The organism is Edaphobacter sp. HDX4, from assembly GCF_036877565.1.
Classification (GTDB): domain Bacteria; phylum Acidobacteriota; class Terriglobia; order Terriglobales; family Acidobacteriaceae; genus Edaphobacter.
On sequence record NZ_JAEDXW010000002.1, the window covers coordinates 93,709 to 115,631 of the forward strand.

13 protein-coding genes are annotated in these 21,923 nt (G+C 56.1%); 4 read left to right on the forward strand and 9 right to left on the reverse strand.

Annotated features, from left to right (window positions below; translation table 11 throughout):
* Positions 1–221: 221 nt before the first annotated feature.
* The 5 genes from JAO29_RS02895 to JAO29_RS02915 are packed head-to-tail and all read right to left on the reverse strand — an operon-like array spanning position 222 to position 8,934.
* On the reverse strand, positions 222–1,496 hold the full coding sequence (locus tag JAO29_RS02895) for a nitrate/nitrite transporter (protein WP_334266675.1): 1,275 nt from the start codon (positions 1,494–1,496) through the stop codon (positions 222–224).
* Between the two features lie 36 nt (positions 1,497–1,532).
* Complete coding sequence (locus JAO29_RS02900) at positions 1,533–3,746, reverse strand: molybdopterin oxidoreductase family protein (protein ID WP_334266676.1); 2,214 nt, start codon at positions 3,744–3,746, stop codon at positions 1,533–1,535.
* A complete protein-coding gene (locus JAO29_RS02905; protein WP_334266677.1) occupies positions 3,743–5,347 on the reverse strand; it encodes a DmsC/YnfH family molybdoenzyme membrane anchor subunit in 1,605 nt (534 codons plus the stop codon). Before JAO29_RS02905 ends, JAO29_RS02900 begins: the two co-directional genes overlap by 4 nt.
* A 28-nt stretch (positions 5,348–5,375) precedes the next feature.
* A complete protein-coding gene (locus tag JAO29_RS02910) occupies positions 5,376–7,157 on the reverse strand; it encodes a sulfite reductase subunit alpha (RefSeq protein ID WP_334266678.1) in 1,782 nt (593 codons plus the stop codon).
* A 1-nt stretch (position 7,158) separates the two neighbouring features.
* Positions 7,159–8,934 carry a NirA family protein gene (locus tag JAO29_RS02915; protein ID WP_334266679.1) on the reverse strand — a complete coding sequence of 592 codons (1,776 nt, stop codon included), beginning with the start codon at positions 8,932–8,934 and terminating at the stop codon, positions 7,159–7,161.
* A 639-nt stretch (positions 8,935–9,573) separates the two neighbouring features.
* On the opposite strand from JAO29_RS02915, the gene JAO29_RS02920 reads away from it, so the two are divergent.
* Both JAO29_RS02920 and JAO29_RS02925 read left to right on the forward strand, forming a co-directional pair.
* Positions 9,574–10,347 carry a transporter gene (locus tag JAO29_RS02920; protein ID WP_334266680.1) on the forward strand — a complete coding sequence of 258 codons (774 nt, stop codon included), beginning with the start codon at positions 9,574–9,576 and terminating at the stop codon, positions 10,345–10,347.
* 142 nt (positions 10,348–10,489) lie between these two features.
* Positions 10,490–12,148, forward strand: a complete 1,659-nt coding sequence (locus JAO29_RS02925; RefSeq protein ID WP_334266681.1) for a uroporphyrinogen-III synthase — start codon at positions 10,490–10,492, stop codon at positions 12,146–12,148.
* Positions 12,149–12,449: 301 nt separating this feature from the next.
* Here the strand turns inward: JAO29_RS02925 and JAO29_RS02930 are convergent, their stop codons facing one another.
* Positions 12,450–13,526 (reverse strand): hypothetical protein, encoded by a 1,077-nt coding sequence (locus JAO29_RS02930; RefSeq protein ID WP_334266682.1) that lies wholly within the window; start codon positions 13,524–13,526, stop codon positions 12,450–12,452.
* A gap of 421 nt (positions 13,527–13,947) precedes the next feature.
* Between JAO29_RS02930 and JAO29_RS02935 the strand changes: the two genes are divergently transcribed.
* Positions 13,948–14,877, forward strand: a complete 930-nt coding sequence (locus JAO29_RS02935; RefSeq protein WP_334266683.1) for an ABC transporter substrate-binding protein — start codon at positions 13,948–13,950, stop codon at positions 14,875–14,877.
* Positions 14,874–15,536 (forward strand): ATP-binding protein, encoded by a 663-nt coding sequence (locus tag JAO29_RS02940; protein WP_334266684.1) that lies wholly within the window; start codon positions 14,874–14,876, stop codon positions 15,534–15,536. Before JAO29_RS02935 ends, JAO29_RS02940 begins: the two co-directional genes overlap by 4 nt.
* A gap of 324 nt (positions 15,537–15,860) precedes the next feature.
* Here the strand turns inward: JAO29_RS02940 and JAO29_RS02945 are convergent, their stop codons facing one another.
* The 3 genes from JAO29_RS02945 to JAO29_RS02960 all read right to left on the reverse strand — a co-directional run bounded on the left by JAO29_RS02945 (position 15,861) and on the right by JAO29_RS02960 (position 21,232).
* Positions 15,861–19,196, reverse strand: coding sequence for a TonB-dependent receptor (locus tag JAO29_RS02945; protein ID WP_334266685.1), 3,336 nt, complete (start codon positions 19,194–19,196; stop codon positions 15,861–15,863).
* Between the two features lie 327 nt (positions 19,197–19,523).
* Positions 19,524–19,694: a hypothetical protein gene (locus JAO29_RS02950; RefSeq protein WP_334266946.1), complete on the reverse strand. Its 171-nt coding sequence runs from the start codon at positions 19,692–19,694 to the stop codon at positions 19,524–19,526.
* A gap of 392 nt (positions 19,695–20,086) precedes the next feature.
* Entirely contained in the window at positions 20,087–21,232 is a 1,146-nt protein-coding gene (locus JAO29_RS02960; RefSeq protein ID WP_334266687.1) for a sugar phosphate isomerase/epimerase family protein, read from the reverse strand.
* Positions 21,233–21,923 lie beyond the last annotated feature (691 nt).

The following is a 21,923-nucleotide window of genomic DNA, read 5'->3' on the forward strand; positions in this document are numbered from 1 at the left end:
AGTTACGGCACATCGCCGTTTTTGAGGAATTTGTTCACGGAACCGTTGGACCCGCTGCAAGTCAAGCACTGTAAAGTCTGCAAGGTAGTCCGAGCGCCGATTGCCGCAAATACGTTCACTACTAGACACCGGAATGCTCAATTGTTGCGTACAGGGCAATGCACCTATTGAGTCATTTCGGCTGATTCATGCCTTTCACAAGTGGATCCTCGACGGTTTGTCTAGGCCTCGAGCGCAGGGATTGTGTCGTCGGAGACAGCGTCCAAGCCTATTGCCCCAAAGCTCGCAGGCGATTGGAGAGCACGTCCTCCGACACCTGCCCAGGTCTTTGTCCAGCGACGCGACACGATATGCATCATGATGAAGACGGAGAACGCCAAGACCGCATACATCACAAAACCGCTCGCGTACGCACCTGTATGTTGTTTTGCCTGGCCGAGGAGATTGGGTAGGATGCCTCCGCCGAGAGCGCCGATCTCGCCGATCATGCCACCGGCGACGGCGGTTGTCAGGGGCCAGCGCAGCGGAACCAACTGGAAGGTTGCGCCATTGCCTGCTCCAAGGGCGGCAAAGCAGAGCATGAAGAGAAGAGTTGTCGCAGTAATGGATGGAGTTGCAAGGAATCCGAGAAGTCCGACGATGACCATCAAAAAGACCCCAGTAAGGGTGCTGATGCCACCAAACCTATCAGCGAGGTATCCACCAAGTACTCGAGTGAGTGAGCCCGTAAGTGTCGCAAGTACGGTCAGCGAACCAGCCTGAATCTTTGAGACGTGAAACTGCGAGTAATAGAACGAGGGTAGAAAGGTCGCGAGGCCGAGGAAGGCGCCAAAGGTAATGATATAGATCATGTTGAACGCCCATCCATCTTTCTCCCACAAACATGAGAGGTGTTGACGAAGGGTCTGATGCTCTATGTCAGGTGGTTCCTTTGCAAACACGATCATGACGACAAGTGGGAGCAGCATGACAATTGCGGCGAATCCATAGACCGTGTGCCAGCCGAAGTGTTGTGCAAGCCGCGGCGCAAAGAGTGCAGCGAGTGCAGTTCCGCTGTTGCCGGCGCCTGCGATGCCCATGGCGAGTCCTTTATGCTCCTTGGGAAACCAGCCCGAGCCCAGAGAGAGTGCGACGCCAAAACTCGCACCGGCTATACCAAGGAGCACTCCCATAGCGAGTACATCGCGGAATGTGCGCACAAAGAAGAAGCCATAGGCCAACGCAAGTACGATGGTGGACATTTCTACAATGGCGGCATTCTTTCTGCCGATGTATTGAGACAGCACACCGAGCGGGAAACGCATGAGTGCTCCTGCTAATGTGGGGACCGATACCATCAGGCCGATCTGTGCAGGCGTGAGGTGGAACTGATCGGAGATGAACGGGCCCATCGCACCGTTGAGAACCCAGACGGCAAAGGAGAAGTCGAAGTAGAGAAATGCACTGAAAAGGGTGGGCGGATGTCCAGACCTCAAAAAACTCCTCAAACTTGCCATGGGTGTTCTCCCTCAGGTGGTTTGGTTGTGGGTGATTTATCTGCGTCTGTTCGACGAGGTTGTGCGGTCACGAAGCCCTGTTCGTTCAACTCGGACAGCGCATTGTTTGAAGTTAGGTTCTCTCGATATGGGATCGAACGCACCAAGAGTGACGATGTTCGAGTTGGATTCGGAGAAGTGGAAGGGCATGAAAACCTGACCGGGTGCGACGATACCGGTGATGCGGAGCTCGACATCGGTGACGGCGCCACGCCGGCTCCTGATGGTGACGCGATCATGCGGCTTGAGATCGAGCCGCTTTGCGTCCAGGGGATTCATCTCAAGCCATGCGTTCGGTACCATGTCATTAAGCTGTGCGACCTCTGCGGTCTTGGTGCGCGTGTGCCAGTGCTCGACAGTACGTCCAGTGTTAAGGATGAAGTCGAAGTCGATATCGGGCTGCTCGACAAACGAATCGCAGGGGACGACGTGAAGACGAGCTCGCCCATCGGGCGTGGGAAAGATGCCATCACGATAGAGTGAGGCGCCTCCCCATTGCACTCCTCCGGCGTCTTCTATTTGTTGCCAGGTGAATGTTGAATAGTCGCACATACGGCCAGCTGAGACGCGCTGCCATTCGAGGAAGGCATCGTGTGTGGAAGCCCAGTCGGGGTAGAGCTCATCGCCGACTCCCAGGCGCTTGGCAATTTCGAGAAAGATTTGAAAATCAGACTTTGCCTCTCCGGGAGGAAGAACTGCTGGGTTAACCTTTGAGACCCGCCGTTCGGAGTTGGTGTACGTACCCTCTTTCTCTCCCCATATTGCCGCGGGTAAAACAAGGTGCGCGAACTCGGATGTCGGCGTCGGATGGAATCCATCCTGTACGATGAGAAACTCGACGGAGCGCAGTGCGTGCTCCAGCAACTTGTAGTTGGGAAAGGACACGGCCGGATTGGTTGCGATGAACCACAGTGCCTTGATGCGCCCCTGCACGGCACCTTCAATGATGTCTGGATACGCAAGGCCGCGCGCCGATGGGATGCGGTCACTCTCGATGTTCCAGATGCGTGCCAGAGCTTCGCGGTCCTCCCCGTTTTCATACTTGCGATAGCCGGGGAGTGAAGCCGTGAATCCTGTCTCTCGTGTGCCCATCGCGTTGCACTGGCCGGTGATGGAGAAGGGAGCGGCGCCGGTGCGGCCGATGTTTCCGGTGATGAGCGCAAGGTTGTTGATAGCTGTGACGGTGACAGCGCCTTGCGTGGAGTGATTGACGCCCATGGTCCATCCGATGAAGGCGGCAGAGGCACGACCGTACATCAACGCTACTTCAAGAATCTGTTCTTCCGCAAGACCAGTGATCGACGCTACATGCTCCGGAGTGAAGGCTGCTACTTGATCAACTAGCTCTTGAAAGCCAGTGGTGTGTTGAGCGATGTAATCGTGGTCGATGAGGTCTTCACGAATGAGGATGTGTGCGATGCCATTAAGCAGGGCAATGTCTGAACGCGGCTTGACTGCGAGATGGATGTCGGCCATCATCGCGGTCTTTGTCACGCGCGGATCGACGACGATCAGCTGACGCGGCTTGACGCCGGGAGATGTACGGTCGACGCGATGACAGAGGATAGGGTGGTTGTCAGCAATGTTCGCGCCTATCAGGATGATGACATCGGCGTTCTCCATGTCGGTATAGGAGCCGGGTGGCCCATCGGACCCGAAAGAGAGTTTGTAGCCAGAGACAGCGGACGCCATGCACAACGTTGTATTGCCATCGTTGTTGCGGGTTCTGAAGCCGAGTTGCACGAGCTTGCCAAGCGTGTAGCACTCCTCCGTAAGGAGCTGCCCGGTGCCGATGACGCCGAGCGATTCATCGCCGTGACGCGCCTGAATATCCCGGATGCGCGAGACCATCGTATTCAGAGCTTCGTCCCATGAGACAGGTACGAGTCCGCCGTTCTTGCGTAATAAGGGCTGTTTCGCTCTACCGGGGGCCGAGAGAATGTGATGCTCGGACAGACCTTTAGGACAGAGCTTGCCGAGGTTGACGGGGTGATCTGGATCGCCCCTTACAGCCACCGCCTTGTTGTCTCGAACGCCGAGGAGCATGCCGCAGCCTACGGAGCAGTAGCCACACGTCGTCTTCACCCAGCGATCGGCAACTCGCGACTCTGAGATGTAGCCATAGATCGGGTCTTGTGCGTAGGCATACTTCTCTTGCAATGTGTCGATGCCGAGCAGGCGCTTGAGTTGTTTCGTCAAAGGGTTGCTCATGCATGCACCTGCCGGATAAAGGTAAGCGCCATGTTCAGAGGAACAACGGAGACGAAGAAGAGATAGCGGGAGGAGATGATGGCCGCGAGCGCAGTCGGCACCGCGAGTAGAGACTGTCCGGTAAGGGCAAAGAAGAGTGCCAAACTAAGAAATGCGAAGCTCACCAGAAAGGTTCCGCGCAGGCGATCCGTATTGAGAAGCGCTGCCGCTGCCTTACGCTCATAGACATCGGATCGATGCAGGATGACGGCGCGGAGTATGTGATTGAGCATCCATAAGGCACAGCAGATAGCAATTGTTGGTGAAGCGGGATAAGAATCAGTACACCGCATAGTCAGAGATTGAAACAGGTGCCAACGAGTGATGGCAGAAGCGAGATGACCAAGAGCAGACAGAGAAATAGAGCCCAGGACGGCGGAGCTGAGGAGGAAATCGATCGGAGTATGTTGCATGTTCCACGCAGGCCGTGCCGGGACGAGATAGATGCGAGCACTAGCGATAATGCCTGCAATACCCAGAAGGGATGTAACTACTCCTGCGAAGACAATGACGCGGGGGGATACAGGAAGGGAATTCAGAGCGTGAAGCCATGTAAGAGCAGTGGAGATTGTCAGGGAAACGAAGAAGAGGCCAAAGAGCAAGACCTCACGTGAAAGCCAGGAGCGTCTCCACATCTTGAGGGCCCGCCACGCATAGGCCGGACGACCGAGATGGAGTACAGAGATGTTGAGGGTAAAGGCCGTAAGTAAAAGAATCAGCGCTGTCAGGACAGGGCCTGCGCTGCCTGTAGCGACTGCAGCTACCAGGACGCCGACAGAGAGCTGTATGAGCGAGGTCATCCATACGAGAGACCAGTGCGGATGTTCAACGCGCAGCGTCTCGATGTCTACCTTTTCTAGGGAAGCGGCGGCCTTCTCCGGCAACGTGATTCTGGTTGTGGAGAGCGTTTGCCCCGAGTTGGGCATGCCGGGCGCATCTGCAGTCGCGTGATCGCAATGCCAGCTCAACTGATCGACAATCTCAATCTCAATCGCGTTTTCAGGGCAGGAGTTTACGCATGCTGGCTCAAGTCCGGCAGTCAGACGCCCATGACACATATCGCACTTGCCTACGATACCGCGCTCAGCATTGAACTGCGGCACGGAGTAAGGACAGTTCCACACGCAGTACTGGCAGCCGATGCAGGCCTCTGCCGAATGAAGAACGATACCTGTGACAGGGTCCTTGGTGTAGGCGTTTACAGGACAGCCGCGCAGACAATCTGCAGACAGGCAATGATTGCATCCCATCGACAGGTAATGTCGGCTTGTATCGGGCCATGTTCCGCCTTCGATCTCTCCGACGCGCCGCCAGCGAATGCTTGCAGGGTTGCCATTCTGTTCGTTGCATGCGATCTCGCAGGACCGGCATCCAACGCACTTTGTCATGTCGAAGTGAAAACGGTACTGCTCGCCCGGCTGTAACGAACGTGCAGGGATCAGGGAAGGCGGCGCAAAGGGAGCAGCGTCATGTGAAGGGCCGATGCTCAGACCATTTTCAGTCAGGCGCACTAATAGCGGCTGTGAGCCTGTACTTGCGATCTCGTGAAGTGGTAGGGACATGGCTCTGATCTCTCCGTGCAATACGGACTTAGTAAACGTCGCGGTGGTATCGGTGCTGATCCTTCAGTTGAGTGATATATTCGCCAGCCGCCTCATCGGTCATGCAGCCTTGCGTACGGACGATCTCGTGCAAGGCCGCATCTACATCTTTGGCCATGCGCGATGCATCGCCGCAGACATAGACGCTTGCACCATCCTCAACCCATTGAAAGAGTTCCGCTGCCTGTTTGCGCATGCGGTCCTGTACGTAGACCTTGTCCTCCTGATCGCGGGAGAACGCGAGACCGAGCTGGGATAGATGGCCGTCCTTGTGCATAGACTCAAGCTCTTCACGGTAGAGGAAGTCGGTTGCTGCCGAGCGCTCTCCGAAGAAGAGCCAGTTGCGTCCTGTATGTCCGAGAGCTCTACGCTCATGCAGGAAGGAGCGGAAGGGAGCGATGCCCGTACCCGGACCAATCATGATCATCGGCTGCAGGCCGTCGGATGGAAGACGGAAGCGCTCGTTCGGATGAATATAGACAGGCAGCGATTCGCCGGCGTTCTTGCGATCAGCGATCAGTGTGGAGCACACGCCGCCACGGTCTCGATTGTGCGAGCGGTAACGAACCACAGATACTGTGGTGTGTATCTGCCCGCTGTGCGCCGAGGGGCTGGAGGAGATGGAGTACAGCCGCGGTGCGAGCCGTGGCAGCATAGCGATTAGATCTGCGGGTTCATGAACGACATCTGGATAATCCAGAATAAGATCAATCAGCCCGCGGTCGTATACGTAGCTATCGAAGAGTGGTTGCTGCGCAGGGGACAGGAGATCGAATAGTTGACGACAGTTTCCGATGGTGGCGTAGGACTCCACCATTTTGCGGGTCAGGCGCGTGATCTGGAGATGACCGGACAAAGCGTTCTTGAGCGACTTGGTGCCATCTTTAGGAAGCCGCACCTCGATTGAGCCGTCGAATCGCAGCGCGTGAAGGATCTCGCCTACGAGTTGGGGATCATTTTCTGCGATAATTCCACAGGCATCGCCGGCCTCGTATTGCACATCGGATTCGCTGATATCCAGCGCGATATGAAGTGTCTGCTTCGATGAGGTTTCACTGTTGAGCTGACGCTTTTCTACCACTGATGCGTTGTAGGGGTTTTCGCGTGTGTGTGCGCTGGCGGGAGATTTAACAGCAGCCGTAGAAGGCGAGGAGACCGATCCGGAGATTTCGCTGAACCTTGCTTTGGGGGATGCAATCTCTTCAATGGCTGTGTGAAGATTCTCTTTCCATTGTGCGAGAGCGGCGTCCAGATCAACACCGCAGTCTACACGGTCGCAGATTCGCGTTCCGGCAAGTGAAGCAAGCTTCTTGTCGAGGTCGATTCCAAACTTGCAGAAGTGTTCATAGTTTGAGTCGCCGAGGGCCAGGACAGCGTAAGAGAGATTCTCGGCACAAGGGAAGTGCTGAAGACAAAGCTGATCATAAAAAGGACGGGCCGATTCAGGCGGCTCTCCTTCACCATAGGTGCTGGCGACGATGATGGCATACCGTTCCGCAAGTAGAGCGGCGGGCGTATAGCCTTCGAGCGAGTTGAGGCTCGCGACGTGTCCCTTCGACTTAAGCTCCTTGACCAGCTTGCGCGCAATGCCCTCGGCTGTTCCTGATTGCGATGCGTAAAGAACAGCTATCTTGAGCGAACGGGTGGCCTCTGCGGCCGGAATGACTGCAGGCACAGCTTGCGAGAACAGCCCTGCGAGCAATCCGTTCAGCCAGTTCCTTTGCTCCGGCGTAAATGGCGCATTGTCGGGAATGAATGGGACGGTTTGCATATCACGCCTGCTCCTGTTCGCAGAGATGTTGAAGCGTTCGGATATCGTGACGCCGTGTGAACTCGAGAAAACTTTCATCTGCGTTCCTGCGAATCGTGTAGGCATGAAACAACGCATCGAGTTTAGGAGAAAGATCGGTGAAGCGAGCAGCGGAGATTAGCTCTCTTGCAACTTCCTGATCGCTGTCCGATCCGCCGCCGATGACCACTTGGTAGCCCTCTTCACCGCCGACCTTAACCCCCATCAGACCAATGTCACCGATGTAGTGCTGCGCGCAAGAATGGCTGCATCCGGTGACGTGAAGATTGACGGGCTGGTCGATCATTGGAAAGCGCTCGTCCAGGTGGTTTGCCAGAGCTACCGCGTGCGACTTTGTGTCAGCAGCCGCAAATCGGCAGCCTTTGTTGCCGGTACATGCAACAGTGCCGCTAAGGACTGTTCCTGCAGTCTCACTGAGGCCAGCCTTGTGCAGGGCCTGGATAACGCCTTCAAGATCTTTCTGGGCGATGTTGGGAATGATGAGGTTCTGCCATACGGTTAGCCGTAGTTGTCCCGTCCCAAAGCGCTCGGCGATGCCTGCGATGGCTCGCATCTTGTCGGCGCGCAGATGTCCAACGGGCACAGAAATTCCGACATAGTACAGACCAAGCTGTGACTGTTGATGTGTACCGAGATGAGCCTTGCGGTTAATCGCTCTGCGCGGTTCGCACTCATCAAGAGGAACGCGGATAAGTGGGAAGGCAAGCACTTTTTGCGTTCCTTCAAGAAATCGCTCGACTCCCCACTGATCGAGGAGATATTTCAACCGCGCCGTCTTGCGATTCGACCGATCGCCGTGCTGAACGAAGACTCGAATCATTGCGGCTGCAACCGCAACCGTCTCTTCGGGACGAAGGAGCAGACCGCAATCGCTGGCAAATTGGCGATGACCGGTGATGCCGCACAGCATCACGCGGAAGTAGATCCCTGCGGGGATGCTGCGTCCTTCGGGGACGCGCACCGCGAGAAAGCCTATGTCGTTTGTGTCTGCCAGCGTCGAGATGGTGCCGCCATTGTCAAAGGCGATGTTGAACTTGCGCGGAAGATCGTACATAACGCGCGTATTGGTGATGTAGCTCTGCATCGCCTGGGCTAATGGTGAGACATCGATCAACTCCAGCGGATCAAGTCCAGAGATGGGAGATGCCGTAATATTGCGGATGTTGTCGGCGCCCGTCCCCTTTGAGGTCAACCCAAGAGCCTGAATCTCCTGCAACACACTGACGATGTGACGAGGCGCAAAGCCACGCAGCTGCATGTTGCTGCGCGTCGTCAAATCTGCGCGACCAAGGCCGTATTGTTCTGCGATGCAGGCAAGCCCTCGCATCTGATGCGAGTTGAGCACTCCGCCGGGCATACGAAGCCGCAACATGAACGAATCCTGTGCAGGCGCGACGTGAAACAGACCAAAGTACTTCAGCCGAAAGCGGTCCTCGTCATTGGGAAAACGATCCTGATTGCTGTACTGCAGAATTTTGTCCCAAATGTCGAGCGGATTCTGTTCGTACTTCCACAACTCTTCACGCGAGAGCTCAGAAGCCGGTGTACCAAACCATGTCGGCTCGGTATCCGCCTGATTGATAGCCTGCGACTTCGGATCCGCTGTAATCAGTCCGTCGGCTGTGTGCCCAACGAAGGGAAGTGTAAAGCCGCGTCCTGCTATACCTGCAAAGAACCCCTTCAGGTACTCCTTTTGCTCCGTGCTGAACTCGGCCGAATTGGTGATGCTGCTGCTCATTCTCCGACTCCTCAAGATTGCTTTCTGCTCGTTAGTTCTTATCGAACCAGAGAAGTACGCCGGCGAATCAATCTGCACAGCGGCAGAAAGGCGTATGTGAAAGAGCGTCGCGGAGCATAGATCCGCGATCAGGTACGGCTCTTCAAGGAGCATCTGAAATGTCTTAGGATTCTGAGAGCAGGCTGTCGCACGACAGGAGGTACGTAGCCGCTGTAAACAACGCGTCGGTGGCGTTGTAGGAACAGTATCTGTAGTTTCTTCGTTTTCTGCAAGTAGAAAATTCTGACTGCAGAAAACCTCTTGCAGTCCGGACCGAGTGCATGGCAGGATACGGACATCCCTTCATAGTTTTGACACCTGGACGTGTCATGGAACACGGCAAGAGGCCTGCATGCACCCATTGTGAATGCGCTGTTGCCGCCAGTCGATCCTTCTTTCGCAGATCAGGCGTTCGTGCACCAACTGTTTGTCTCCGGCAGATGCCGGCACAAAGCAAACAGAACCCGCACTTCATCTGAAGCCGCACTCGGTGGCTGACTCTGCGTACGGAAGCCTGCTGAAGATACCTACAGGAGAACGACATGTTCCGGTCAGTGGTGAAGTTTTGTCTTATTTTGTCTTTAGGCAGCCAGATAGCAATTGCACAGAGCAATTTTCAAAGCATGGGAGGATCGCGTACGCGCAACCTCTGCGCGACAACCGGGATGGCCGGTTCCTGTTATCTCGCCTTCGTCGGTGATTGTGCAGCTCGCCCGGGTTGACTTTGTGCATCAGTACACGTCGACACACGCAGAGACCTGGAACTATGACAACGGAAAGGGAGTGAATTTAATCCCGTTCGCGAGGACAGAGTTCGACATCAACCTTCCGTCCTATATTCAGCACAATTCGCCAACGGTCAAAGATGGAGCCGGTGATGTCTCGTTTGTGGGTAAGTACCGGATGTTCGCAGCGAATGAGGGAGGAAACTACTCAACCGCAGTGCAGATGGCGTTCTCGGTGCCTACCGGCAGTTATAAAAACGGTACGGCAGTTTCGACAATCACGCCGACTGTTATCGGCGGCAAAGGCTTCGGAAAATTTGACGTCCAGTCCGCGGTGGGAGGCATTCTGCCTACAAGCTCGGTGAATACGATTGGCAGAACGATCTCATGGAATACGGCGGCGCAACGCAAGGTGGGTAAATACTTCTGGCCTGAGCTGGAAGCTAATGCCAGCTACTATCATGGCGGCCCAAACGATGGAAAAAACCAGGTCTTTCTGACGCCGGGAGTTATCGTCAGCAAGATCAAGCTTCGCAGCGATCCGAAGGACAGGCTGGGGCTAGTAGTAGGAAGCGGGTTCCAGATCGCTACTTCGCACTACCACAGTTACAACCACAGTCTTATTCTTACGGCGCGCCTCGTCTTTTAGTTTGATCGCACCTTTACTCTTGCTCACTTCTGGAGAGAGATTAGAATCAAGTTGTCTCCTGTCAATTTTAGGCTGTCTTTTCGATTGCTGTTTCACTAGCCAGGCAGGCTGCATCTCTAGTTCACTCTCTACAGGAGGAAGCTTGGCGCACGCGAGCTTCAAAGGACTTCGCGTACTTTCGCTCGAATCGCGCCGAGCGAAGGAGGTAGAAAAGCTCATCCGCACCTATGGCGGAGAAGCGCTGGTTGTGCCGTCAATGCGCGAGGTGGGCCTGGAGTCTAACGACGAGGCCCTGCAGTTTGCTGCCCGACTCATCGCAGGCGAGTTTGACCTGGTCGTCTTCCTCACGGGAGTCGGCGTGCGTGCTCTGCTTGATATCGTTCAGCTTCACTTTGATCGGGAAGAGTTTCTTGATGCGCTTCGTCGCGTGAAGATCGCTGCGCGAGGGGCAAAGCCGTCTACCGCTTTGCGTGAGCTGAAAGTCCCCGTACATGCCATCTCCGACGAACCAAGTACCTGGCGCGAGCTGATGAGCGTGATTCGCGAGACCTTCGGCGCATCGCTGGCGGAGATGCGTGTTGCCGTCCAGGAATATGGAGCTTCGAACCCGGAGTTTCTGACAGAATTGAGCGACTGCACGGCGCAGCTCCTCAAAGTTCCTGTTTATCAGTGGGCTCTTCCTGAAGAGCTACAGCCGATGCAGGATTGCGTCACGGCGTTGGCTGCAGGCGAGATCAACGTTGTGCTCTTTATGACGGCCGTACAGGTTATCCATCTATTCCAGGTGGCTGAGCGCATGGGGATGGTTGCCCAACTTACGGAGTCATTACGCTCGATTGTGGTTCTTTCGATCGGTCCGACTACATCAGAGGAGCTCGCACACTACGGCATACAGCCGGACTTTGAGCCCTCGCGCCCGAAGATGGGTTTTCTTGTCAATGAGGCGGCTCAGTACGCTCAGCGTTTACTTGACGAGAAGAGAGACAAGAAAATTAAAGGATTGTCTTCGGGAGGAGAAGATCTGCTCGTGGGTGAAGACAGCAGTGAGGCGCCCGGTGTTCGGCGTGTCGCTCTTTCCACGCCGACGATGGCAGGATTTCGTGATGGTCTGCAACAGATAGATTTTCTCCACGAGATCAGCAGCCGTATTGCGGCGGCCGATTCGCTGCATCTGGTTCTGGATCGCATCGTCATATTCATTTCGAGCATGATTCCGTGCGATTCCTGCTTTATTTACGTGCTTGAAGGGGACAACCTCGTCATGCGCGCGTCGAAGAATCCGCATGCTGACCTGGTGGATAACGTCGGACTTCCGATCGGGCAGGGAGTCACTGGGTGGGTGGCGAAGCACCGGCAACCAGTTGCTTTAGCCTCCGGCGCCTCCAACGATGTGCGCTTCAAGGCGTTCAAGAATATTCCCGAAGACCACTTTGAGGCGATGCTCTGCACGCCGATTATTTGCGCGGGCAGAGTTGTCGGAGTTATTACCCTGCAGCATCGCCTCTCCTATAAGCACGGCACCAACGAGGTCCGTTTGCTTTCTACGCTGGGATATCTTGTAGGCGCTGAGATTGAACGTGCGCGCCTTGAATCGGAGAACTCGCAGCTTGCCAATCGCCTGGAGACGCGCAAGGCGGTCGATAAAGCAAAGAGCATTCTGCAGAGAGATCTTGCGCTCTCAGAAGACGGCGCGTACCAGATGATGCACCGTGAAAGCAGACAAAGGAGGAAGTCGATGCGCGAGATAGCAGATGCCATCCTTCTCTCCGAAGAGTTGCGCAGGAATCAGCCAGAGAACTAGCGCTTCTTCGTCGGAAACTACGCCCCCATATTCCGCTGCTGACTCCGCTGACGGTCTCTCTGCGAATCGCAGGCACCCCCTTATGGCAGCACCATTGATTCCAAGCGGTAAACCTGATGTATATAGGCGCTGAAAGCCTATATACATCAGGCTGATTCCTCGCGGATCAGCCCCTTGCCCACTCTGCTGATGATCACATTCCTTTGTAGCATTTTTGTGACAAAATACCGCCGATTAGGCCGCTTCTCCGGTTTATCCAATTGATAACAATTTTATATTCGTGAGCACTCTTGCTCTATTCTTACCGCTCTTCTCCTTGCAACGTGCAGATTACGGCATGCGTCACGCCTGTGGCCACCTGCGCATAGCCGACTACCTGGCCGTTGTCGTTGATTCCTGTCCCAGCGTTAAAGATCCCGTCCGCTCCGAACTTGCCCAGATCCGTCATCACTCCGTCGACGAAGAGAAACGCATGCTGCTCTCCGTCCGAGGTCGTCGAGTCACCGACGATCTGGCCGGTACTGTTGATCCCCAGTGCCTCGCTGAAGTTGCCACCCAGCGTGCCCAGGTCCCACATCTTTCCTCCGGTGTAGATAAAGCCATGCTTCTGTCCGTTTTTCTTCTGGGCGGTGCCCACGATGTCTCCGTTGTCGTTGATGGCGCTGGCAGAGCTGGAGTTTCCCCCAAGGGTGCCCAGATCCGTCATGGACTTCGTCTTGCTGTCGTACAAAAACGCATGGCTCACTCCGCTTGCCAGGTCCGCTGCCCCCACTACCTGGTGGCGATTGTTGAGGCCGTTCGCCGTGCTGGTGTTTCCGCCAAAAGTGCCGAGGTCTATGACCTTCAAATCTTTCCCCCACAGGATGGCGTGAACAGACAGATTCTTTACCTGCGCAGCTCCCACGATGTGAAAATTATTGTTGATCCCATTCGCTTGCCCTGCACCGCCTTCCCCGGGTCGATGGGGAGGGAAGGTGAGATTCCAAGTGTTGTTCGTCTCGAAGACGACGGGCGTCCCCTTCTGCGCCGTCTCCGTCGCCGCCGCCCCGACCATCTGTCCATAGTCGTTAATCGCAAGGCCATTGCTATAGGGTCCACCCAGGGTTCGGAGGACGGTCATCTGTCCGTTGCTATAGAGAAATCCAAACATCGACTGGGGATCGTACGGCACGCCTAAGCTCGTCACCCCAACCACTTGGCCGTTATTGTTGATCGCGTGGCCCATGCTTGTGTCTCCTCCCAACGTTCCGAGGTCTTCGAATTTGCAGGTTGTCTGGGCCATCATCGGCCGCAGGGCTGGAAGGCAGAGTAGGGTGGCGGCAAGAAGAATACGGCCAATGGAGTTATCTCCGTCGGCAAACGCAAATTTGGGTCTCATAGCAACTTCCTCTCTTGATTATTAGGATATAAAGAAATGGCCTGAGTGATAGATCGCATAAACCGGAGACCGCGATAAAAGTGCCATCGAAGTCGCGCGGGGCCCTCACAACAGATGCTGTCCAGCGTCTCGCTCAATCGGGCACCTAAAGCCGCCGAAAGGCAACGTGTAAACCCATGAAAGTTCTGTCCGGGGAGATATCAGATGGATACCTTCCGACCGTCCGATTGTCAAATGAATACTCATCCGCTGCACATATCGCCCACTTCGACCCAGCCATCCTGACGAAGCAGCGGCAAACTGCCCGAGCAATCACTCTGGGCTCGCTCGCAATCTGAGTCGAAATATTAGCTACTTGTCTTTATCGTTCCAGCCAAGCATCGCTTACAGCGAATTGGGCCAGAGGGCCTTAGAATCCACAGTGAAACCCCTGATTGTAGGTCTGATCGCAGGGCTATATTCTATCCGTGGCTCACCTTCGCACACAGACACGACATCCATCACGCGGGTGCGGCGACTTCCGTGCTGCAGCGATCCGGCGTTCGATGTATCTGTCTCAAGCGGCGAGACAGATGCTGAAGTCCGGCGCCGTCTCCGTGCCGGTGATCCGCTCTACCAGATCCACGCAGATCTGATTCGTGCGCTGCAGCCAGATCTCGTCATCAAGCAGATGCACTGCGATGTCTGTGTCGTGACCGGTGCTGATGTAGAGCGAACAGGCGCGTGCGCTCTGGAGACGCGACAGATCGCCTTGTCAACTTCTTCCGTTGAGGGCATCTTCCACAGCATCCGACTGGTCGCGCGGGCTCTCGGCGTCGAGGAGCGCCGCGAAGATCTTGTTCGTCGTGAACAGAGGAGGCTTCAGGTGGTGGCCGAGAAGACGGCGCGTTTTTCTCGGAAGTCCGTTGGCATGATTGAGTGGACTGATCCCGTGTTCGTGATGGCGAACTGGGCTCCAGAGCTGATAGAAACCGCGAATGGCGAACCCGTGCTGGGCCGCAAGGGCGAGTACTCGATAGCTGTAGACGGCAACAAACTGCTGGAATTCGATCCGGAGTACCTCATCATTGCGCCTTGTGGCTTCAACCTGGAGCGCAGCCTCGCGGAACAAAGCCGGCTGGAGCAATATCCGTGGGGGTCTCAGCTTCAGGCTGTCCGCAGCGGCAGTGACGCATTCGCGGACGGCAACCTGTTCTTCAACCGTGGCGGCATGACCATCGCACAGAGCGCAGAGATCGTGGCCGAGGTCCTGCACGGAGTAAGCTTCCATGAGATCCTTGGTATCCATTGGCGCCCAATGGAAACGGCCGTCGAGGTGTCCGCACGTAAACTGATAGAGAGCCCGTTTTGAAGAAAGTTTTGCTGTCATGGAGTAGCGGGAAAGACAGCGCATGGGCTCTGCATCTTTTGAAGCAGCAGCCGGACATCCATGTAGCCGCTCTGTTCACGACCTTCAATTCTGCGGCCGATCGCGTGGCCATGCATGCCGTTGGGAGGGCTTTGGTGCACGAGCAGGCCGAAGCTGTCGGGCTGCCGCTCTGGAGCGTTGAATTACCCTGGCCCTGCACCAACCTGGAATATGAGGCACGCTTGAGCGCGGTGCTCGCTCGAGCGCATGAAGAGCGTTTCGACGCGATTGCGTTCGGAGATTTGTTTCTTGAAGACATTCGCGCCTACCGCGTCAAGCAGCTTGAAGAGAGTGGCCTCGAACCACTCTTCCCTGTGTGGGGGATACCTACCGGGCAGCTCAGCCGCGAGATGATCGCCGCTGGCGTGAAAGCCAAAATTACCTGTGTCGATCAGTCGAAGCTCGGGTCTTCGTTTGCTGGACGTGACTGGGACGGTGACCTGCTCTGCGCGCTTCCGCCCAGTATCGACCCTTGCGGAGAAAACGGCGAGTTTCATACGTTTGTGATCGAGTCGCCTGTCTTTGCGCGCGAACTCGCGGTTAGGACGGGTGAATTGGTAGAACGCGACGGCTTTGGATTCATTGACCTGCTGCCGGACTGAGAAGATCCTCTCCAGCTAGTCCGAAGTCCGAAGACCGATGGCCGCGGACCGCGGACCGATTCTCATGTACGCGAATACCTCCCGGTGACACACGCCTACTGTCATAGAATCTGATCGGCCACCCACGCCGCAACGCCAGCGACTCCCTGCAAATTCCTGGGGGATCACTCGATACTGGCGCTCGGAAAGGCCTAAAGCCTTTGCCAAGCTTCTTGGGTTGAGCGCCATGTTCCTTCATGGACGAGCAGGAAGGGGACCCAGGTGCGAGGGGCATAACTAAGGGCCTCCGTCTGGAGACCCCGTCATTTTAAGAGCGTCCGGGTCTTAAAACTTTATTCTCCCCGCAAACTGGATGAGACGTGGGTTGTAAGAGTTGGTGGTGGTGGTAATCGTTCCAAAGGATGAGATCGGCTGAAAGCCAGCGACGGGATAGCTGCCGCTGCAGGGCGCGGCGGCCGTGCAGGGGTTGAGTTGGAGTGTGGCGTTGGGAGCGCCGAATTGTGTGGTGTTGAGGACATTGAAAGATTCGGCGCGGAATTCAAACTTTATGCGTTCGGTGATGTCGAAGGTCTTGAACAAAGACAGGTCGACTCGCTGCAGACCCGGAGCGAACAACTGATTGCGGCGCTGGTTGGCTATGGTACCAACCTTTTGGAAGACGAAGTCGTTCACGTCAAACCACCGATTGACACTCGGATTTGAAATGCGGCCGCTGCCGATCATATTGGAACGATCACTTGTGCCTGCACTGGGACGCGTTCCGGTACGGTTGATCACGTTACGTATGGAGTAGGGCATACCGGTGTTCCAGACAACCACACCGTTCGCCTGCCATCCCTTCACGAAGATCGACTTGAAGCCATGTGTACTTTCTCCGAATGGAATGGCGTAGTTGAAGGTGCCAGTGACGCGATGGCGTACGTCGAGATTGCCGTTGCCGTAATCAATCGTGGAGATCTGTTCGGCGTAGGTGCCGAAGCCGTTGCCTCCGTTGTTGCTGATGGACTCCGCATCGTCAAGCAGACGCGCCCACGTGTAGCCAACCTGCAGATCGAGACCTTTGCTGAAGCGCCGCTTCAGAACGGCCTGTAGGGCGTGGTAGTTGCTGATTCCGTTGCTGGTATAGTACGGAATCGAGGTGACGTTGGGCACGGCAGCCGCGAAACGCCGCAGCGAGTTGAAGTTAGAGTTGGAGATGACCGGGGTATTGGTGATCGTATCATTCGGGTTGGCGTAGATGCTCGCCGTGGGAGCGAGCGTGTTGTAGTCGGAGAGATAGTAGGCGAGACGGCGACCAAGCTGTCCCACGTATGAGAGGCTGCCGACGAAACCGGAGAACTCACGCTCCGCAGTGAGGTTGAACTGCTCAATATATGTGGACCTGAAGTGTGGATCGAGAGCGGCGGTAATGGTACCGCTGGGATTGGTCGCGCTGTTGGGCGAGGGAGTTGGAAGGCCAGCAGCGAACTTGGCGTACTGCGCGCCACCGGCTGCCACGGCCTGCGCAGGGGTATAAGCTCCCCACGTGGCGGTGAAGGGCTGGTTGACGAGTGCGGAGCCAGAGGTTGTGTTTTCCGGCGCGAAGGTGATGCCGAAGCCGCCGCGTATGACGGTTCTGGGAGCGGGCTGATAAGCAAAGCCAAAGCGGGGCGCGAAGTTGCTGTAATCAGTGCGGATATTTCCGTGTCCGTCGATACCGCCCTGGTTAGCGATGACGATGCGCTTGAGGTCGGTATCGAAGTTCGAGAGAATATTGTTGATCTCGGTATAGGGCGTGAACAAGTCGTAACGTATGCCGAGATTCAACGTGAGGCTGGAGGAGAGACGAATGTCATCCTGAAAGAAGACGCTAGGCTCCCAACTGCGATTGCGGGGAGTGTAGAGAATCCAATTGCGGCCTTCGTTGATGTAGTCGCCGGTGAGCAGGGTCGAGAAGTCGGCGAAGCTCCAGTTGCCGTTCGCTGTGTCGGTCTGTGTGACCGTATCTTGACGGCGAATGAGACCAGCGCCGAGCTTGATGGTCTGTTTTCCGTGAGTATAGTTGACGGCGCCTGCGTATTGAAAGGTGTTCTCGTGATAGATGATCGGAGGCCGATTGCCGAGGGTGGGTGCGGTTCCCTGATTGATTGTCACAGCAGAGAGCTCGGCAGTACGGGAGTCGACGTTCATGTTCGGCTGACCCATTGCCGTGTTGATGGCGTTGCCGTAGTTGAGCGGATACTGCGCATTATTGAGCAGGGTGTAGCCTGCCTTCAATTCGACCAATAGAGTGGGGGTGAAACTGTGGATGTAATTCAACTGCGCCTGGTGTGCGCGTGTGACCGCAGGGCCGGGATAGCTGCCGAGATTGCCACCCGGATAAATCATACCCGCGGCGGAGTTGGTGATGGGGAAGAGGCTTCCGATGTTGGTGTCGACGGCGTTGTAGGTGTAACGAAGATAAAAGAGGTCGCCGTTACCAAGGCGATGATCTAGACGGCCGTCTGCGGTCTTGTTGAATTGCGTGTTTCTTGGTGTACCGACGTAGTTGCCGGAGACGATGGAGTTGTTGGTCGGTAGCGGGAAGAGGTTTAAGTACTGCACGCCGATCCTGTCGAAGCTTGAGGACGGAACGATCTTGTTGATCGCCGGGTTGTCGGTGAAGTTGCCCGGGTTGTTGCGTTCAAAGACAGTGGGGACGGTGCTTGTTGTGGGGTTCAGACCGCGAACGATATCGAGACCCTCATAATCTGCGAAGAAGAAGGTTTTGTCCCGGATGATGGGCCCGCCAAAGCTGCCGCCGTACTGATTTTGACGGTACTTGGGTTTCGGAATGTTTGCACCAAACTTGTAGGGATTCGCATTTAGGACATCGTTGCGGAAGAACTCGTACGCGGTGCCGTGAAACTGGTTGCCGCCCGACTTTGTGATGACGTTGACGATGGCGCCCGCGGAACGGCCGACCTCGGCGGTGAAGACGTTGGTCTGGACGCTGACTTCCTGGATGGCGTCGACGGAGGGGCGGACGCCGATGGAACCGATGACGCGCTCGTTATTGTCCATACCGTCGACAAGCTGGTTGTTCATCATGTCAGCCTGGCCGTTGACGGAGACCGAAGATGTCTGTCGGCGGTCGTCGGGACGATTGCCGCTGCCCAATGCATTGTTGAGACCTTCGGTGGCGCCGGGAATCACCTGAACGAGGTTGATGAAGTTGCGGCCGTTGAGAGGAAGCTCCTGTGTCGCTTTCTCGGTGACAGTGGTGATGAGGGCGGAGCTATCGGTATGTAGCGCGGGAGGCGCAGCATCGACGTTGACGATCTCACCTGTGCCTCCGATTTCGAGGCGTGCGTCTTCGCGTGCACGGTCACCGGCGGCGATGGAGAAGGAGTTGATCTGGAATGTCTTAAAGCCGGGTGCGCTGACCTTGAGCGAGTAGCGGCTGGGTTTGAGCAGCGTGAAAGCGTACTCGCCGCCAGGGCCGGAGGTCACGATGCGCTTTTCCTGCGTCTCTATATTAACGAGTTCGACGGAAGCGCCGGGTATCACTGCTCCCGAACTGTCGGTCACAGCACCGACGACGTCGGCGGTCGTGTTTTGAGATAACAGCGGCATGACTCCAACGGCGGCCAGAAGTAGTCCAGCGGCACAGCGACCCCAATGAATCCATCTATATCTCATCGATAGCCTCCGGAAACTCTCTAAGACGCACAGTCCCGAGTGGTTATGTCGATGAGGAGCAAGCACCATCTCGCAGCCGTCACCTCATCTACGTTTCCTTGCTCTTTTAGGCATTCGGAACACAATACAGACGGCCAAAAACCGCAATTGTTGCTTGGTTTTCAGGTCACTTAGATGGAAATCAGTAGCTGGATAATATGAATCCAAGTGGAGAAAAGCAAGCGTATTCCGTCGAATTCTTCCATCTGTTTGACGGGCGAAAGACTTCCTCAATGCGGAGGCGCTGAGTGAAACTGCTGTCTCTGTCATGCCGTCTATAACTTGTTGCTACTGCTGTCTCGGTAGAGCAAACGCAATGTATGCGCCACGGATCGCGTCCTGCGACGTCGGATGGCCGAGGGTGGCGTGGGTGTGTGTGGTGGCTCGCGCTGCGGCGCAAAAAAAGATGTACTCGCGGCCGTCGATCTCACAGATGGCGCATACCCTCGGGTGCGGCATCGACTTCTGTTCCCCATAACGTCTTTCCGGTGACGGAGTCCAGGGCGTGGATCTTGCGATCGCGGCTGCCGGTAAAGATTAGGCCGCCGCGGTGACCACGGGATTGATCTTGGGGAAGTGAGAGCCCGTGTCCTTGTGCCCGTCGCGACCAACTCCGGAACTTCGCCAAGTGGGCGCTCCCAGACGATGTTGCCTGTGTTCAGTGAACGTGGTCCACGGCGAGACCGGGGAGTACTGCGCGCCGTCAGGAGCTCCGCCGTGCTCTCGCCATGTGCTGTGCGCGGGGTCGTGCGTTGCCCAGGCAGACGCGAGCCGAATGAGCGAGGCAAGATTGTAGGTTCGATTTACAGCGGTTACGAGGAAGCGTTGATCGTTGGGACGACTCCTCGCTATCAGAGAGCAGCCATCACCTGCTGGTAGAGGTACTTTGCGCCCTCGATTCCGTCCCAAGGGCCTTCTTCGTACTCGAGCGCGAAGACGCCGGTGTAGTTGTTGTTCAGCATGATGCGTACGCCACGCTGCACGTCAGGCTCACCAAAGCGGTCCCAGAATTTTGCATGCACGATCGTGTGAGCGTAGGGAGCGAGGTCATTCAGCGCGTGATAGAGGAGGTACTTGTGCTCCCAGTTGCAGAAGTCGGGGCTGGCTTCGCAGAAGACATTGTTGACCTCTTCGATGATGATGCGGATGTTGATGGGATTTGCCGTCAGGCCCCAATGGTTCTCGATCGTCACCTTCACGCCGACCTTTGCGCCGTGCTCAGCCATCTCCTTGAAGGAGAGAATGCACTGGTCGAGATAGCGTTCGAGTTCAGGGTTCTTGGGATAGGAGGTTGGGTTCTGCATCGGCGTAGGAGCGATGCGGGGGCCTCCGCTGTTGACGCGCATCGACTTGGCGCCGATGATCGCCGCCCCGTCGAGCCACTTCTTTGCAACCTCAACGCCAGCCTTGCGACGGGTGTCGTCCAGTTCGCAGATGTCGCGCGGAGCGTTGTTGGAGATGTGATGGCAATAGACGCCTTCCTTGGCCTGCAGGTCAGCCATCTTCTCGAGCCAGCGCTTACTGGAGGTCGCAGCGGGGTTGAACTCGGTGACCGTTCGCTGCTTGTCGTCGTACCCGGTGATGGTCATCTGCTCGTACTGGCTTGCGTCGTCCATGTCGCCGAAGAGACTAGACCATATGTCCATCTTCGTGACACCTGGGAAGGTCTTTTTTGTGAAGGCGGGAAAATCCAGCAGGGTAATCTCTCCGTGCTTCGCCTTCATCTGCGCGACAGTGGCTTTGTCGCCGACATTGTCGTGGTTCTTGAAGATCCAGCGGATCGGATAACTGTTGGATGCGATGCGCGCGACCTTCTCGCTGTCGGTGAGTGGGCGAAAGGAACTGGCGTGAGTGATGTTCTCGGGCATCACCCGCGGGGTCGGCGCTTCGACCTCGGAGCTTGCGCTGAGAAGAACACTTGCGGCCACGCTGGCGCCTGCGCTGCGAAGAAAGTGACGACGATCAAGGACGCTGCCGGTTGTACGATATCGACTCATGTGAGTGGCTTCCCTCGGACAGTGTTGAATTTTGCTCCGTGAGCTTTATGGGGATTATGCATGAAATGGGTTGACGGAGGTTTTCCGCGCCGTGGAGGTCGGACGAGTTACCCGATACAAGTGAAAGACCAGCACTCTCGTGGAATCCGCGACAAACAGGGAACTAGGAGCGCACGCAATCCGTTCTGTCCACGACCAAGGTATCCAGAAGCGGTTGGGGAGATGATCCTTCGGTCGAAACCAAAGCACCAAATAGTGCGCCAAAAAGGCTCCAAATTGTCCTTTAGGCTCCCTCTATTCATTGAAATCAAAGGTGCTCCGAGCCTGACTACCCGCCTCGTGTTCGGATGCTGATGACGGTAGTCTCGATGATGCAAGGTCCTTTCGAGCGGTGAAGAGGGCTGCCACGGGTCGATATGCCGATTCAGCAGGAGGGCCATATAACGAATCCCAAAAGCCCCAGCAGGATGCGCTCTGGACCTCTTGCGGAGTAAGCCCACCGGCAAAGGCGCGCAGCTGTGGCTTGCGCGACAGAAGCATTGCAGCAAAGATTGCGCAGGCAACCGGGTGAAAAGATGTCCCTGGCCGACAAGCACGCCGAGAGAAAAGGCGATCGTGAGCGCAGTGGAAGTTGTTGCTTCCAGCTTGCAGGTCGTGAGCGGGCCCCGCAGGTTGGCTGGCCAAAGAACGT